The 16,571-nt window shown below is 51.1% G+C and carries 15 protein-coding genes and 2 tRNA genes; 7 read left to right on the top strand and 10 right to left on the bottom strand.

The genetic code is table 11. The annotated features are described in order from the left end of the window. Positions 1-18 precede the first annotated feature (18 nt). Positions 19-2,694: a bifunctional acetaldehyde-CoA/alcohol dehydrogenase gene (adhE, locus tag PanJK_RS05945; RefSeq protein ID WP_179450679.1), complete on the top strand. Its 2,676-nt coding sequence runs from the start codon at positions 19-21 to the stop codon at positions 2,692-2,694. A 55-nt stretch (positions 2,695-2,749) separates the two neighbouring features. On the opposite strand, the gene tdk is transcribed toward adhE, so the two are convergent. Further along, a complete protein-coding gene (tdk, locus tag PanJK_RS05940; protein ID WP_154156329.1) occupies positions 2,750-3,370 on the bottom strand; it encodes a thymidine kinase in 621 nt (206 codons plus the stop codon). A gap of 413 nt (positions 3,371-3,783) precedes the next feature. On the opposite strand from tdk, the gene hns reads away from it, so the two are divergent. Next, complete coding sequence (gene hns, locus PanJK_RS05935; protein WP_256696576.1) at positions 3,784-4,191, top strand: histone-like nucleoid-structuring protein H-NS; 408 nt, start codon at positions 3,784-3,786, stop codon at positions 4,189-4,191. Between the two features lie 95 nt (positions 4,192-4,286). On the opposite strand, the gene PanJK_RS05930 is transcribed toward hns, so the two are convergent. The 5 genes from PanJK_RS05930 to rssA form a co-directional block, all read right to left on the bottom strand. After that, complete coding sequence (locus PanJK_RS05930) at positions 4,287-5,294, bottom strand: NAD-dependent epimerase (protein ID WP_256696577.1); 1,008 nt, start codon at positions 5,292-5,294, stop codon at positions 4,287-4,289. A gap of 10 nt (positions 5,295-5,304) precedes the next feature. After that, positions 5,305-6,648 (bottom strand): UDP-glucose dehydrogenase family protein, encoded by a 1,344-nt coding sequence (locus PanJK_RS05925; protein WP_256696578.1) that lies wholly within the window; start codon positions 6,646-6,648, stop codon positions 5,305-5,307. Between the two features lie 23 nt (positions 6,649-6,671). Continuing rightward, entirely contained in the window at positions 6,672-7,580 is a 909-nt protein-coding gene (gene galU / locus PanJK_RS05920) for a UTP--glucose-1-phosphate uridylyltransferase GalU (RefSeq protein ID WP_008106595.1), read from the bottom strand. 194 nt (positions 7,581-7,774) lie between these two features. Beyond that, positions 7,775-8,791, bottom strand: coding sequence for a two-component system response regulator RssB (rssB, locus tag PanJK_RS05915; RefSeq protein ID WP_256696579.1), 1,017 nt, complete (start codon positions 8,789-8,791; stop codon positions 7,775-7,777). 102 nt (positions 8,792-8,893) lie between these two features. Further along, a complete protein-coding gene (gene rssA / locus PanJK_RS05910) occupies positions 8,894-9,799 on the bottom strand; it encodes a patatin-like phospholipase RssA (RefSeq protein ID WP_256696580.1) in 906 nt (301 codons plus the stop codon). A 96-nt stretch (positions 9,800-9,895) separates the two neighbouring features. On the opposite strand from rssA, the gene PanJK_RS05905 reads away from it, so the two are divergent. The 5 genes from PanJK_RS05905 (at position 9,896) to xthA (ending at position 12,545) form a co-directional block, all read left to right on the top strand. After that, positions 9,896-10,351 (top strand): YchJ family metal-binding protein, encoded by a 456-nt coding sequence (locus PanJK_RS05905; protein ID WP_265297994.1) that lies wholly within the window; start codon positions 9,896-9,898, stop codon positions 10,349-10,351. Between the two features lie 57 nt (positions 10,352-10,408). Further along, positions 10,409-11,257, top strand: coding sequence for a formyltetrahydrofolate deformylase (gene purU / locus PanJK_RS05900; protein WP_036648946.1), 849 nt, complete (start codon positions 10,409-10,411; stop codon positions 11,255-11,257). 144 nt (positions 11,258-11,401) lie between these two features. Beyond that, positions 11,402-11,486 (top strand) — tRNA-Tyr (locus tag PanJK_RS05895). 42 nt (positions 11,487-11,528) lie between these two features. Then, positions 11,529-11,613, top strand: a tRNA-Tyr gene (locus PanJK_RS05890). 125 nt (positions 11,614-11,738) lie between these two features. Further along, a complete protein-coding gene (gene xthA / locus PanJK_RS05885) occupies positions 11,739-12,545 on the top strand; it encodes an exodeoxyribonuclease III (RefSeq protein ID WP_256696582.1) in 807 nt (268 codons plus the stop codon). Between the two features lie 32 nt (positions 12,546-12,577). On the opposite strand, the gene PanJK_RS05880 is transcribed toward xthA, so the two are convergent. The 4 genes from PanJK_RS05880 to PanJK_RS05865 form a co-directional block, all read right to left on the bottom strand. After that, positions 12,578-12,874, bottom strand: a complete 297-nt coding sequence (locus tag PanJK_RS05880; RefSeq protein ID WP_008110345.1) for a YnjH family protein — start codon at positions 12,872-12,874, stop codon at positions 12,578-12,580. Then, positions 12,874-14,796, bottom strand: coding sequence for a DNA topoisomerase III (locus PanJK_RS05875; protein ID WP_265297988.1), 1,923 nt, complete (start codon positions 14,794-14,796; stop codon positions 12,874-12,876). Before PanJK_RS05875 ends, PanJK_RS05880 begins: the two co-directional genes overlap by 1 nt. A 21-nt stretch (positions 14,797-14,817) precedes the next feature. After that, complete coding sequence (gene selD / locus PanJK_RS05870) at positions 14,818-15,861, bottom strand: selenide, water dikinase SelD (protein ID WP_265297986.1); 1,044 nt, start codon at positions 15,859-15,861, stop codon at positions 14,818-14,820. A 153-nt stretch (positions 15,862-16,014) separates the two neighbouring features. After that, positions 16,015-16,566: an NAD(P)H nitroreductase gene (locus tag PanJK_RS05865; protein ID WP_265297984.1), complete on the bottom strand. Its 552-nt coding sequence runs from the start codon at positions 16,564-16,566 to the stop codon at positions 16,015-16,017. Between the last annotated feature and the right edge of the window lie 5 nt (positions 16,567-16,571).

Raw genomic sequence — 16,571 nt, 5'->3', positions numbered from 1 at the left:
TTCCTTCAGGAGAGCACTATGGCCGTTACTAATGTTGCCGAACTTAATGCACTGGTTGAACGTGTAAAAAAGGCACAGCGTGAGTACGCTAATTTTAGTCAGGAACAAGTTGATGCAATCTTCCGCGCTGCCGCACTTGCTGCTGCAGACGCACGAATTCCTCTCGCCAAGCTGGCCGTTGCCGAATCAGGCATGGGTATTGTTGAAGACAAAGTGATCAAGAACCACTTTGCTTCTGAATACATCTACAACGCTTACAAAGACGAAAAAACCTGCGGTATCCTCGCCACTGATGACACCTTCGGCACCATTACCATTGCTGAACCGATTGGCCTAATCTGCGGTATCGTTCCAACCACCAACCCAACCTCTACCGCTATTTTTAAAGCGCTGATTAGCCTGAAAACCCGCAACGGCATTATCTTCTCTCCGCATCCACGTGCAAAAGATGCAACCAACAAAGCTGCAGATATTGTGCTGCAGGCAGCGATTGCGGCAGGTGCACCAAAAGATATTATCGGCTGGATCGATACCCCTTCTGTCGAGCTTTCTAATCAGTTAATGCATCACCCCGATATCAACCTGATCCTTGCAACCGGTGGTCCGGGCATGGTGAAAGCCGCCTACAGTTCCGGTAAACCGGCAATTGGGGTGGGTGCGGGTAACACGCCTGTCGTGATTGATGAAACTGCTGATATCAAACGCGCTGTGGCGTCTATCCTGATGTCGAAAACCTTCGATAACGGTGTGATTTGTGCTTCTGAACAATCCGTGATTGTGGTTGATTCGGCTTATGACGCTGTACGTGAACGTTTTGCCAGCCACGGCGGCTACCTGCTGCAAGGTAAGGAGCTGAAAGCCATTCAGGATATCATTCTGAAGAATGGCGCTTTGAACGCCGCGATTGTAGGCCAGCCAGCGACCAAAATTGCCGAATTGGCCGGAATTAGCGTGCCTGCAACTACCAAGATTCTGATTGGTGAAGTGAAGCTGGTTGATGAATCTGAGCCATTCGCGCATGAAAAACTGTCTCCAACTTTGGCGATGTACCGCGCGAAGGATTACCACGACGCAGTCGATAAAGCTGAGAAACTGGTAACGATGGGCGGTATCGGCCACACCTCATGCCTGTATACCGACCAGGATAACCAGATCGAACGCGTGCACTACTTCGGCGACAAAATGAAGACCGCACGAATTCTGATTAACACGCCTGCATCACAAGGCGGTATCGGTGACCTGTACAACTTCAAGCTTGCTCCGTCACTGACGCTGGGCTGTGGTTCATGGGGGGGTAACTCCATTTCTGAAAACGTGGGACCAAAACATCTCATCAACAAGAAAACCGTGGCCAAGCGAGCTGAGAATATGTTGTGGCATAAACTTCCAAAGTCTATTTACTTCCGTCGTGGCTCACTGCCGATTGCCCTGGAAGAAGTGGCAACTGATGGAGCAAAACGCGCCTTTATCGTTACTGACCGCTTCCTGTTCAATAACGGCTATGCGGATCAGGTGACCCGCGTACTGAAATCACACGGCATCGAAACCGAAGTCTTCTTTGAAGTCGAAGCTGACCCAACGCTGAGCATCGTCCGTAAAGGTGCAGAGCAGATGAACAGCTTTAAACCTGATGTGATTATCGCACTCGGCGGTGGCTCACCGATGGATGCAGCAAAAATCATGTGGGTGATGTACGAGCATCCTGAAACGCATTTCGAAGAGCTGGCACTGCGCTTTATGGACATCCGTAAACGCATCTATAAGTTCCCGAAAATGGGCGTCAAAGCGCGCATGGTTGCCATCACGACCACTTCCGGTACCGGTTCAGAAGTTACACCGTTTGCCGTGGTGACGGACGATGCAACCGGCCAGAAATATCCATTAGCGGATTATGCGCTGACGCCTGACATGGCCATTGTTGACGCCAACCTGGTAATGGATATGCCACGTTCACTCTGCGCCTTCGGTGGTCTGGATGCGGTAACGCACTCGCTAGAAGCCTACGTTTCCGTATTAGCGAACGAGTATTCTGACGGCCAGGCTTTGCAAGCACTAAAACTGCTGAAAGAGAATTTGCCTGCCAGCTATCGCGATGGCGCGAAAAATCCAGTTGCTCGCGAACGTGTTCACAATGCGGCGACTATCGCGGGGATTGCGTTTGCTAACGCCTTCCTGGGTGTATGTCACTCAATGGCGCATAAATTGGGTTCTGAGTTCCACATTCCTCACGGTCTGGCAAACGCCCTGCTGATTTCAAACGTCATTCGCTACAACGCCAATGACAACCCGACCAAGCAGACGGCTTTCAGCCAGTACGATCGTCCACAAGCACGTCGTCGTTATGCTGAGATCGCCGACCATCTGGGACTTTCCGCTGCTGGCGACCGTACCGCTCAGAAAATTGAAAAACTGCTCGCCTGGCTTGAAGAGATGAAAACGCAGTTGGGCATCCCAACCTCTATCCGCGAAGCGGGTGTGCAAGAGGCAGACTTCCTTGCGAAAGTTGACAAGCTGGCTGAGGATGCATTCGATGACCAATGTACCGGTGCGAACCCACGCTATCCGCTGATTGCTGAGTTAAAACAAATCATGCTGGATACCTTTTACGGCCGTGAATTCTCTGAGTCACTGAATGAGAAAGCTGAAGAAGTTAAAGCCGAAGTAAAAGTTGATAAGAAAATGAAGAAAGCGTAAAGCGCTTTAAACAAAAAACCCGCTACGGCGGGTTTTTTTATGGCTTGCTGATGAGTTAGGCCTGGGGCGATTGTGAGCCATATATCGCCTGAAGGGAACCTTCATCAATCGCCTGCTTATAATGTTTACGGCAGACCGATATATAGCGCTCATTGCCACCAATCACTACCTGCTCGCCTTCGCTAAAAGGCTTACCCTTTGCATCGAGACGAAGGACCATGCTGGCTTTTCTGCCACAATGGCAGATAGTTTTAAGCTCAACCAGCTTATCCGCCCATGCCAGTAAATATTGGCTACCCACAAACAGCTCTCCACGGAAATCCGTGCGCAGGCCATAGCAAAGCACTGGAATATCCAGATTGTCGACAACATCAGATAACGCTTTCACCTGTTCGCGCGTCAGGAACTGGCTTTCATCGACTAACACACAATGCACGGGTTGCTTCGCATGCTCTGCCGCTATTTCTTCATCGAGCCTTGTCTCATCGTTATATAAAAATGCAGGAGACGAAAGACCGATGCGTGAACTGACTTTACCTGCACCAAAGCGGTTATCAATCTCGGCGGTATAAACCAGCGATCGCATCCCGCGCTCGTGGTAATTATAAGAAGATTGCAGCAAAGCCGTTGATTTACCCGCATTCATCGCAGAGTAATAAAAATAAAGTTGAGCCATTAGAAAATCTCATCGTAGCCTATATCTGTTGCGCCGCAGTTTACCATAAAGCTGTATAACTGTAGCGATGCATTATTTTTATCATTTGCTCAAATTAACATCACCATCAAGATGGATATCATAGCGCCTAATAAAGAGAGCACGTTTTGACAAAGTAGCGATTAAGCCGATATTTTATTCGTTTTAATTAAAGCCGAAGCGTCAGGGTTAGCGTGGGCTTAGCGTTCAGCCTACTAAGCCAGTTAAAAAAGATTGCCAGATAAGTAAATATATTCTGAATAGCGTTATAAAATCGCACTCCATTTTTATTTTTTACGTTTTGCTTTTAAATTCGGCTATTGCAGTTATTTTTTTGCACCACTATTATGAGTCGGCAGAACAACCTCCATTTATTATATTTTGAGATTAGGACAATGAGCGAAGCACTTAAAATTCTTAATAATATCCGTACATTGCGCGCACAGGCTCGGGAATGCTCTCTGGAAACATTGGAAGAGATGCTGGAAAAACTCGAAGTTGTGGTCAATGAGCGTCGTGAAGATGATACTCATGCACAAGCGGAAAATGCAGAGCGCACACGCAAGCTTGAACAGTATCGCGAAATGCTGATTGCCGATGGTATCGACCCAAATGAGCTATTGCAGGCATTATCTGAAACGAAAGTTCCGGGTAAAACCAAGCGCGCTGCACGCCCCGCTAAATATTCTTATGTTGATGAAAACGGTGAAAACCGTACCTGGACTGGCCAGGGCCGCACGCCTGCTGTGATTAAAAAAGCAATTGAAGAACAAGGTAAACAACTGGACGATTTCCTACTGTAATCATTCCAGCGCTCAGAATTGTAATTAGTTCACTACTAATTCACTTTGACCAGGCAAGAAAAAGGAAGCCAATGGCTTCCTTTTTTAATGCTTAATTATTGTTGATAGAAGCGGCGATACCAATCAACAAAATGCTGTACACCCTGCTCAACGCTAGTTTGAGGACGGAAATTGATCGCCTGATACAGAGGTTGTGTATCAGCGCTGGTACCCAGCACGTCGCCGGGTTGCATCGGCAGCATATTTTTCTTCGCTTCAATGCCCAATGCCTTTTCCAGCGACTCAATATAGGTCATTAAGCTGGTCGGCTGGCTATTGCCGATGTTGTAAACGCGATAAGGTGCCGAACTGCTTGCAGGCGAACCAGCTTCAACTGTCCAGCTATCATCCGGTTGAGGAATTACATCCTGCAAACGCACGATCGCTTCTGCGATGTCATCTATGTAAGTGAAGTCACGCGTCATTTGTCCGTTGTTATAAACGTCAATTTGCTCTCCCGCTAACATCGCGCGAGTAAACTTGAACAACGCCATATCCGGACGGCCCCACGGACCATAAACGGTGAAAAAGCGTAATCCCGTAGTAGGCAGCTGATAAAGATGTGAATAGGTATGCGACATCAATTCGTTAGCTTTTTTAGTGGCCGCATAGAGTGAAACGGGATGATCAACGGAATCTTCCGTTGAAAAAGGCATTTTGCGATTCAGTCCATAAACTGAACTGGATGAGGCATACAGAAGGTGGCCGATTTTATGATGCCGGCAGCCTTCAAGAATATTGAGATGACCGATTAAATTTGCTTCGGCATAAGCATGGGGATTTTCGATCGAATAACGCACGCCGGCTTGCGCGCCCAAATGTATAACACGTTCAAAAGCATGTTCAGCGAATAAAGAAGAAATGGCCTGGCGATCCGCCAGGTCCATTTTTAAGAAAATGAAATCAGGATATTGCGTGTTCTGGTCTAAACGGGCCTGCTTAAGGCTGACATCATAATAGTCATTCAGGTTATCGATACCGACAACCTGGTGACCAGCCGCCAGCAAGCGTTGACTGACGTGAAATCCAATAAAACCTGCCGCGCCGGTAACCAGAAACTTCATACATCCCTCATTATTCTACGATTTTAATTGATGCTCCGCGGCCAATTGCATAGTACGTGAAACCGCGCTTGCTGATACGCTCCGGATCATACAGGTTACGACCATCAAAAATCACGGGTTCTTTTAACGCATTTTTGATGACGTCGAAGTCTGGCGCACGGAAGTTTTGCCATTCAGTACAGATAACTAAGCCATCCGCACCCTGCAGCGCTGCTTCTTTAGTGCCCATCAACTTCAGATCGTTACGATGGCCATAAATGCGTTGCGCTTCATCCATCGCTTCTGGGTCGAAGGCCTGGACCGTTGCACCGGCTTCCCATAGTGTCTCCATCAGCACACGGCTGGAGGCTTCACGCATGTCGTCAGTATTCGGCTTGAACGCCAGTCCCCACAAAGCAAAGGTTTTGCCGCGCAGATCGTCACCAAAGTGACGCTTAATAAAGGTTGGCAGCTTATTCTTCTGCGAATCGTTAACGTCTTCTACCGCCTGCAGCAGACGCGGAGTGTAGCCGATTGACTCAGCAGTACGAATCAGCGCCTGCACGTCTTTCGGGAAACAAGAACCGCCATAGCCGCAGCCTGGATAGATGAAATGATAACCGATACGTGAATCTGAGCCGATACCCTGGCGAACCTTCTCAACGTCGGCTCCCAAACGTTCTGCCAGATTCGAGATCTCGTTCATGAAGCTGATTTTGGTTGCCAGCATGCAGTTAGCCGCATATTTGGTCAGCTCTGCGCTGCGGATATCCATCAAAATCATACGATCATGATTACGGTTGAACGGCTCATATAGCTCGCGTAACAGCTCAACCACTTCATCATTATCGGTACCGACAACGATACGCTCAGGACGCATGCAGTCATTAACTGCTGCACCTTCCTTGAGGAATTCCGGGTTTGAAACTACGTCAAAGGCGATGTTTACATCACGCTTTTGCAAAGTTTCAGTCATCACCGCACGAACGCGATCCGCTGTACCTACAGGTACAGTTGATTTATCGATAACAACTTTGTGATCGTTCATGTGCTGCGCGATGGTGCGCGCAACAGCTGTCACATATTTCAGATCGGCAGAACCGTCTTCATCCGGTGGCGTCCCCACGGCGATAAACTGCATCACGCCATGATTAACGCCCTCTTCCGCATTCGTGCTGAACTTCAGGCGACCCGACTCATAATTAGACATAACGAGTGGCGTCAGGCCCGGTTCAAAGATCGGAATATTGCCTTTCTTTAAGTTCTCGACTTTCTTTTCGTCGACATCAATACAGAGAACGTCATGTCCGACTTCGGCCAACACCGCAGCCTGAACCAGACCGACATAGCCGATACCAAATACAGTGACTTTCATTGAATTATCCTGTGTTTATTGAGTTACTTTTTGTTGCCTACCGCGCCTTCGAGCCACTGAGTGAAATCTTTACCCAGGACTGGATGGCGAACGCCGTACTCAACAAACGCTTGCATGTAACCCAGTTTGTTACCGCAGTCATGGCTAACACCGTTCAGGTGATACGCTTCAACGGTCTCTTTTTCCATCAGCATTGCAATGGAGTCAGTCAGCTGAACTTCGCCACCTGCACCTGGAGGCGTTTTCGCCAGCAGTGGCCAGATTTCAGCAGACAGCACGTAACGACCTACAACAGCAAGGTTTGATGGGGCTTCAGAAGCTTTAGGCTTCTCAACCACGCCAACCATTGGCGCGCTCTGACCTGCAGAGAGATCAGCACCCTGGCAGTCAACCACACCGTAAGCGGTTACATCCGCAACTGGCTCAACCATGATCTGGCTGCGTCCGCTCTCTTCGTAGCGCGCCAGCATCTCTGCCAGATTGTCTTTGGTTGGGTCAGATTCGTATTCATCGATGATGACGTCTGGCAGGATTACGGCGAATGGCTCATCGCCAATCAGCGGATGTGCACACATTACTGCGTGGCCCAGGCCTTTGGCGATACCCTGACGAACCTGCATGATGGTGACGTGTGGAGGGCAAATTGACTGGATTTCATCCAGCAGCTGACGCTTAACACGTTTTTCCAGCATAGATTCCAGCTCAAAACTGGTATCAAAGTGGTTTTCGATGGCGTTTTTAGAAGAGTGTGTAACCAGCACAATCTCGTTAATGCCTGCTGCAATGCACTCATTCACGACATACTGGATCAACGGCTTATCGACCAGCGGTAACATCTCTTTTGGAATAGCTTTGGTCGCAGGCAGCATACGCGTGCCGAGGCCTGCAACTGGGATTACCGCTTTTTTAACTTTAGTCTTATAGGCAGACATCAAAAATACCTCTCTTAATAGGCCGTTCAAGTTAATACTTGATATGTCGGTTTAAAAACGAAATGAGTATATCAGTTACTATCAGGTGGATTTATCCTGGAAGAAGTTAATCCACGGAATTTAGGACTATTACCCAAGTGTAAAGCTTGCCCCTGGTCCTGTCTTTAACCCGCAGAAAATTTAAATCCGACGGGTTATTCTTCGGCTGATAGCATCAAACGTAGTCTGCCTCCGGCGCCCCAAATATGGCATTGCCAGGCGTCGGCACGTTGGCTAATTTGATTGAGATGGGTGCTGCCCATAGTACCAAGTGGCACCCCATTACTGAGTTGGATTTGATGAGTATTGATATGCAATGTGGCATTCAGTCCCGCTGAAACCAGGATCAGATTTTTTAACTGGCGATGGTAATAGCCCACCAGCAACGGGAACTGTCCGCTGAGATTGGCTTGCCGTAACAGCATGTTGACCTGCCGTAGTAACCCATTTAATTCAGGCAATCGCTGCTTCTGGCCGGAGAGTTGCTCCTGCAGCAAGCCATTGAACAGGGCACGCAGCAACAGCGCGGCTAACACGCCATTATCGCCAGCGCGTGTCACATCAAGGCAATAGAATGCCAAATCGTTATCTGACAGCGCCGCGATATCCAGCACTAAACCCGGCTGTTCCGCCATGGTAAGCTGGCGGTAATTGATTCGGCAATTGGCGATAGTTTGCTGCACCGGCGGCTGGAGCTGTTTGAGTAATTTAGAGGCCGCCAACGGATCGCTAACCAGCGCATCCCAATCCTGAAAGAGCTGCTCATCCTCCTCCACTTTGGAGGTAAACATTGAAGGATAGAGACACTCGAACACCGCTTCACGGAAACGTTCAAGATTTTTGAGCGGTTTGAGCAGCACATCCTGCACCCCCAAACGCAACACATGGGCGATATCCGCCATATTTTGTGTGGCGGAGATAATCAAAATGGGCACATTGTTGCCGCGCGTACGGAGACGCTCAACGAATGGGATACCGCCCATACGCGGCATTTCAAGATCGCAAATAACCAGATCGACTGACTGCGCCGATAATAACGTTAAGCCATCAACGCCATCACCTGCCTCAAGCGTACTGGCGCCTAAGCTGGTTAATAAGTTGTCTATCATTGAACGGAAAACGACCTCATCTTCGACAATGAGTATCTTTTTGCCGATTAGCGGTTTTTCCATTCTCTCCCCCTGCGTACCAGATAATTCAATAGTGGTTCATAAAATGCAGTTGCGCCTTTCAGAATTGGCTGAAGTAGCAACCCCTGTGAATGAACAACCTGACTATCTGCCACGGACCAGCGGTAATAGTTCATCCATTTTTTTCTCAACGGCGGCCTTGCCAGCCGCAATGGCTTCTTCTGCACGATGAAAGTCCAGTGTGGAAATTTGTGGACAAAACGGCTGAATCAGCACATCCGGCGGATCGCCCGCCATGCGGTTACGTTTCAGGCGATTTTCCAGAACCTGGATGGATGTCGACATAATCTCCATCGCACCCGGCGTTTGATTAGCACGGCGTTGCGTCAGGCCAATCAAGCGTTGACGCAGTTTTTTTCCCCAGCTCAGCGCTTCAACTGCCGCCGCCTCTTCACCGCTTTGCGGCGTAACTGACAATAAATCTTGCTGCATCAGGTGCGCGTCATGCTGTAAATCCACGGCGATAACGATGTCAGCACCTAATGCACGGGTTAATGAGATCGGTACTGGATTTACCACCGCACCATCAACCAACCAATACCCATTGTAAGCAATGGGTGGTAATAAGCCTGGCATACTACAGGACGCACGCACAGCTTGATGCAAATCGCCCTCGGTCAACCACACTTCACGTCCAGTACTCAGATTGGTTGCTACCACGCCAAACGGCTTGGCGCACTCATCGATCAGATCGTTAGGAATCAGCTGACGGATGTGACTAAACACTCGATCGCCACGCAATAAACCGCCGCGTTGCCAGGAGAGATCCATCAGTCGGATGACGTCCCAATAGCGGAATGCGCTCACCCATTTTTCCATCACGCCCAGCCGTCCATTCACGTAAGCCGAACCGACCAACGCGCCAACAGAACATCCCGCCACCACATCGATTTCAATGCCCGCACGTTCTAGCGCATTGATCACGCCGATGTGCGACCAACCTTTGGCAGCACCTGAACCTAGTGCCAGCCCGATCCTGACTTTTCTCATCTCACCTCATGATTGGCATGGTACGTAGCATCACGCCTGACAGTCGGCTACCATAGCGCACGCTTTAGTTTACTTTAATCACTTCCAGGAGATGACGTGTCTGAAAAGTGCCCTTGCTGCAGCGGAAAGGAGTATAGCCTATGTTGCCAACCCTTTCTGAATGGCCAAGCGAACCCGTCCAGCGCGGAGCAATTGATGCGCTCACGCTATACCGCCTACGTCGAAAAAGATGCCGCGTGGCTGGCGCAAACCTGGCACTCCAGTAAACGCGTGGCTGACCTTGAGACGCTATTATCCGAAAGTTTTGCCGGTACTGAATGGCTGGGCTTGAATGTAACTCGTTGTAATCATGGAAGCCATGAGAATGAAGCCTTCGTGACGTTTTTTGCGCGTTACCTCGAAAAAGGACGCACTTCAGCAATCTATGAATGTTCGCGCTTTCTTCGCGAGGATCAACGCTGGTACTATGTCGAAGGAACAACGCCTGAGTTGGGACGTAATGATCGCTGTCCTTGTGGCGCCGATAAAAAATACAAAAAATGTTGTGGTTAATCTGGACAGATACACAACGGCTTTACCATTCATCGCTTTGACAGGACTCTGATCGAGATGCAAGCGCAAACCATCCAACGAAAAGTTTTACGAACCATTTGCCCTGATGCGAAAGGTTTGATCGCCAAGATCACCAACATTTGTTACAAGCACGAACTCAACATTGTGCAGAATAATGAGTTTGTCGATCACCGTACCGGCCGCTTTTTCATGCGCACCGAGCTGGAAGGCATTTTCAACGACAACACTTTGCTGGCCGATCTCGATAGCGCACTCCCAGTCGGTTCTGTGCGTGAACTGCAAAGTGCCGGTCGTCGTCGTGTGGTGATTCTGGTGACCAAAGAGGCGCATTGCCTTGGCGATCTGCTGATGAAAAGCGCATTTGGCGGTCTGGATATGGAAATTGCTGCAGTCATCGGTAACCACGAAACGCTGCGCTCATTGGTGGAACGTTTCGATATTCCGTTTGTGTTGGTGAGCCACGAAGGCCACACGCGTGAAGAGCACGACAACCGCATGGCGGATGAAATTGACCGTTATCAGCCTGATTACGTGGTGTTGGCGAAATACATGCGCGTGTTGACCCCCGCCTTCGTGCAACGTTATCCAAATCAGATCATCAATATTCACCACTCCTTCTTGCCAGCATTCATTGGCGCGCGTCCTTATCATCAGGCTTATGAGCGTGGCGTGAAAATCATCGGCGCCACTGCGCACTACGTGAACGATAACCTCGATGAAGGCCCAATCATCATGCAGGACGTGATTAACGTCGATCACAGCTACACCGCAGAAGAGATGATGCGTGCAGGACGCGACGTTGAGAAGAATGTATTGAGCCGCGCGCTGTATAAAGTGTTAGGCCAGCGCGTGTTCGTTTACGGCAATCGCACGATCATTCTTTAACCACTTCGGCGCTGAACTGCACAACTCTTCAGCGCCACGCGTAAAAAGTGGGCAAACAGTTTTTATTTTCAGTGACGGCGCTTTACAGGCTGAGTGCATTTGTTATGATGCGCCCCGCTTTAAGACGCAATGATTCAGGCCAGTGGTGGGATTCCCGAGCGGCCAAAGGGAGCAGACTGTAAATCTGCCGTCACAGACTTCGAAGGTTCGAATCCTTCTCCCACCACCATCTGAATCGTCTCTGCTTAAAGCCACAATACGTAATATCCCCGGTGGGATTCCCGAGCGGCCAAAGGGAGCAGACTGTAAATCTGCCGTCACAGACTTCGAAGGTTCGAATCCTTCTCCCACCACCATCAATACCATTCTCCTCTTTTTCCCACTTGTTTTAATCGTTGTAACCTCCTGATTCACACCATGACTTTTGCCCAAAAAATCGTTACCATCGCGCCATACTTTTGCGGATAAAAATGGCAGCGAAATGAAATTTGTCTCTTTCAACATCAACGGCTTGCGTGCGCGTCCTCATCAATTAGCCGCGCTTGTTGAACAGCATCAACCTGATGTCATCGGCTTGCAGGAAACCAAAGTGCATGACGATATGTTCCCGCTTGAGGACGTCAGCAAACTGGGTTATCACGTGTTTTATCACGGGCAAAAAGGTCATTACGGCGTCGCGCTGCTGACCAAAGCTGAGCCAGTCAGTGTCTCACGCGGTTTTCCCGGCGATGATGAAGATGCTCAGCGCCGTATAATCATGGCGGAAATCCCGAGTCCAATTGGCGATATCACGGTTATCAACGGTTATTTCCCGCAGGGTGAAAGCCGCGACCATCCCACAAAGTTTCCAGCGAAAGAGAAGTTTTATCGCGATCTGCAAAGCTATCTTGAGCAGCAGTTGGCCGTCGATAAACCGGTGTTGATCATGGGTGACATGAACATCAGTAGTACTGATTTTGACATCGGCATTGGTGAAGATAACCGTAAACGCTGGCTGCGCACCGGCAAGTGCTCGTTCCTGCCTGAAGAGCGTGAGTGGATGGATCGCTTGCTGCAATGGGGTTTGGTTGACACCTGGCGCGATAAGTTCCCGGAAACCAACGATCGTTTCTCATGGTTTGATTACCGCTCGAAAGGCTTTGACGACAATCGTGGTCTGCGCATCGATCTGCTGCTGGCGAGCCAACCTCTGGCCTCGCGCTGTATTGAGAGTGGCATCGATTACGATATCCGCAGCATGGAAAAACCGTCGGATCACGCCCCGGTTTGGTCAACGTTTAAGCTGTAATGAAGCAGCGTGGCGTCATACGCCACGCGCTTTTATTTGATGATTTTCCAGATAAGCGGATTGGTGCCTAATACCTTCTCATCCCTGCCGCACTGCAATAACACGCCTTCTGCTTTAACCACCGCACCTTCAGAATAACTGCGATTCTCATAGGTACAGCACTGCATGCAGTTGCTCTGACGATTATTTTGCCCTTGCGTCCAGACTTCGGGTGGCAGATCCACCACCACATCGGTATTACCCGTACGATTATTTTCCGGCTGGCGGTTGGCCAGCGCCGAGGTGCTGCATAACAATAATCCGCCCAGCAACATCATTGCATAACGCATCACTCTGTCTCCTTGGTTTTGCGACGAGCCGTTTTTTGTTTGGCTCTCTTTTTGGCCCCAGGCGCAGTCAATCCGCGAAAGGCCTGTAACGACGGTCGCTGGCGTGCTTCACCAATCAGCCCAATCAAGGTGCTGACCAGCGGCTGCATAAACTCATCATAGCGACAAGATTTCTCACTGATGCGGGTCAGCGTCGATTCCCATTGCGCCGTCATATCCGGCCGGGCGGCCATTTCTGGCAGCGCATGGATCAACGCCCTACCCGCATCCGTCGAATGAATATAGCGGCCTTTTTTCACCAGAAAAGTGCGGCGGAACAGCAATTCAATAATGCCCGCACGCGTCGCTTCCGTACCTAAACCATCGGTTGCACGCAGCACTTTCTTTAATTCTTTATCCTGCACAAAGCGGGCGATGCCCGTCATCGCAGATAACAGTGTCGCATCGGTAAACGGACGCGGCGGCTGCGTCTGCTTCGCCAGCACTTCGCCGCGCTCGCATAGCAGCTCATCGCCTTTGGCGACCACCGGCAGCGGCGTGCCATCGTTCTCCTCGTCACGCTCTTTGCTGCCGAGCAGTGCACGCCAGCCGGCTTCGGCCAGAAAGCGCGCTTTGGCGATAAATTTACCGCCGCCGATATCGAGGTCAATCACGCATTTGCGGAACACCGCATCCGGGCAAAACTGCATCAGATATTGGCGCGCAATTAGGCCGTAAATATTGGCTTCATTCTCAGTCAGATTGACCTTACTGGCACGCGCGGTAGGAATGATGGCGTGGTGCGCATCAACCTTTTTATCATCCCAACAGCGGTTTTTCTGATCGGGATTGAAATCTGCTGGCGGCGTCAGATTAGGCTGATGCGCCTGAATGGCATTCAACACCGCATGGCGTCCGGCAAAATGTTCATCGGGCAGATAGCGGCTGTCGGAACGCGGATAGGTGATCAACTTGTGGGTTTCGTACAGCCGCTGACAGCAATCGAGTACGTTCTGCGCGCTGAGGCCAAAGCGTTTGCCGGCTTCTATCTGCAGGCCAGAAAGCGAGAATGGCAGCGGCGCGGTATCCGACTCACGTTTGTCGTTATAGCCGGTGACCAGCGCGGGCTTACCGTTGATGCGGTCAAGCACGTGATCCGCCAGCGGACGATGCAGCAATCGCCCCTCTTCATCCTGCCACGGCTCGCAAGCATCGCTTGGTACCCATGTCGCGACAAAACGCTCCTCTTTTGGCGTGACGATGTGCGCTTTAACTTCGAAATAGTCCTTCGGGATAAAGTTTTCGATCTCTTCATCACGACGCACCACCAGACCCAACACCGGCGTCTGCACGCGGCCAACCGACAGCACGCCATCGTACCCAGCGTTGCGCCCCAGCAAGGTAAAAGCGCGCGTCATATTGATGCCATACAGCCAATCAGCGCGCGCACGCGCTAACGCGGATACGCACAGAGGTATGAATTCACGGTTCTCACGCAAACGCCCAACCGCGCGCTCAACTGCCGAGGGATTGAGATCGTTAATCAAACAACGCTGCACCGTTTTGCGTTTCTCTGGCGCGAGCTGCAGGTAATCCAGCACCTCATCCACCAGCAGTTGACCTTCACGATCGGGGTCACCCGCATGCACCACCGCGCTGGCTTGTTGCAGCAGGCCTTCAATCACTTTTAACTGCTTCGCCACGGAGGGACGCGGCTGCAAGCGCCATTTTTCCGGAATAATTGGTAAATCAGCCAGACTCCAGCGCGCATAGCGGCTGTCGTAACTGTCGGGCTGCGCCTGCTCGAGCAGGTGCCCAACACACCAGGTCACAACCTGGTCATTTCCGCAGGCAATATAGCCGTCTCCGCGTCGATGCGGTTTCGGCAACACGTCGGCAATCGCACGCGCTAAGCTGGGTTTTTCGGCAATAAACAAACGCATGGATGGCGTCGTTCCTTAACGTCAGGTAACTACGGTAATCAGTGGACGATCGGCTTCGGCGGCAAACAGTTCGCCAATCGACGTTGCTTGTACGCCAGCTGCAGAGGCACAGCGCTGGAACGCATCAATAGCGCTGGGTTGAACCGCCACCAGCAAGCCACCGGAGGTTTGTGGATCGCACAGCAGCGCGCGGGTGGCGTCATCAAGCGGGGAAACCTGTTCACCATAACTGGCAAAGTTGCGGCGGGTACCGCCAGGCACCGCTCCCGCAGCGATATAGTCATCGACGCCCGCCAGGCGCGGTACCTGCGACGCAATCACTTCGGCACGTAATCCGGAACCGTGGCAGACTTCACTCAAATGGCCGAGTAAGCCAAAACCGGTAACATCGGTCATCGCGCTGACGCCCGCCAGTTTGGCGAATTCTGCTCCGGCATTATTCAGCTGGCACATCACATCGGCGGCCAGCGACTGGTGTTCAGGTCGCAGCAGGCCTTTTTTCTCGGCAGTGGTGAGAATGCCAATGCCTAATGGTTTGGTGAGGAAGAGCTGACAGCCAGCCTGTGCCGCGCTGTTCTTTTTCACTCGCGCTACATCGACGATACCGGTCACGGCCAGACCAAAGATCGGCTCTGGCGCATCAATCGAGTGCCCGCCCGCCAGGGCGATTCCTGCCGCCTGACAAGCAGCACGCCCGCCTTCGACCACTTGCTGCGCCACTTCCGGACTCAGAACATTCACCGGCCAGCCTAAAATAGCGATCGCCATGATCGGTTTCCCGCCCATGGCATAAATATCGCTGATGGCGTTAGTGGCGGCGATACGACCAAAAGTGAAAGGATCGTCGACGATCGGCATGAAGAAATCGGTGGTGCTTACCACCGCAGTACCGTTTCCGAGGTCGTACACTGCGGCGTCATCACGCGTTTCGTTGCCCACCAGCAGTTGCGGATCGTGAAACGGGCTAAGCTCACTGCGCAGAATGGTTTCTAAAACCTGCGGTGAAATTTTGCACCCGCAACCCGCACCGTGGCTGTATTGGGTTAAACGAAGAGGTTCACTCATGGCGACTTCCTTATGCGATGAACAGAAGGCGCTATGTTAGCCTGGCTGTCAGTTGGGAGTAAGTGTTGCACGACCTAACCTCGATCTTTCGCACAGGCTTTGTGCAATCTCTGCAACGGCGCCTAACCTGCCGTAAAAGGCGGCCGTTGTCTGTCAGAAATAACTGACAAACTGCGCGGTGTCCGGTGCCACCACGGTGGTGTTGGCCTTCAACTGCGGCGTGCCGAGATAGAGGAAACCGACAATCGCATCCTGTTCGCGGCAGCCAAAGGCTTCGCGCACGGACGGATGATCGGTCCACGGACCGCTGCGCCAGATGCCGTTGAAACCTTGCGCCACGGCTGCCATTTGCATCGCCATCACCGCACAGCTTGCAGACGCCAGCTGTTCCCAATGCGGCACTTTGGCGTGCTCTTCACAATGCGCCACCACGGTGATGATCATCGGCGCGCGAAAAGGCGCGGAAGCGGCTTTGTCGATCGCCTTCTGCTCAAGGTTGCTGTCGCGCGCAGCTTGTTCCAGCAAGTTAGCAAAACGCTCGCGCCCTTCATTTTCGACAATAATGAAACGCCAGGGCTGTAATGTGCCGTGATCGGGTGCGCGCATCGCGGCGTGTAGAATATTTTGCAACGCTTCCCCCGCCGGAGCCGGTTCTGCCAGACGTGACGCCGAGCGGCGATTAACTAATAAATCCAGTGCATCCATTATTC

The organism is Pantoea sp. JK (assembly GCF_026130245.1).
In the GTDB taxonomy this organism is placed as follows: Bacteria; Pseudomonadota; Gammaproteobacteria; order Enterobacterales; family Enterobacteriaceae; genus Pantoea; species Pantoea trifolii.
The sequence above is the reverse complement of the archived record's forward strand: the minus strand, read 5'-3'. Positions and strand labels throughout refer to the sequence as shown.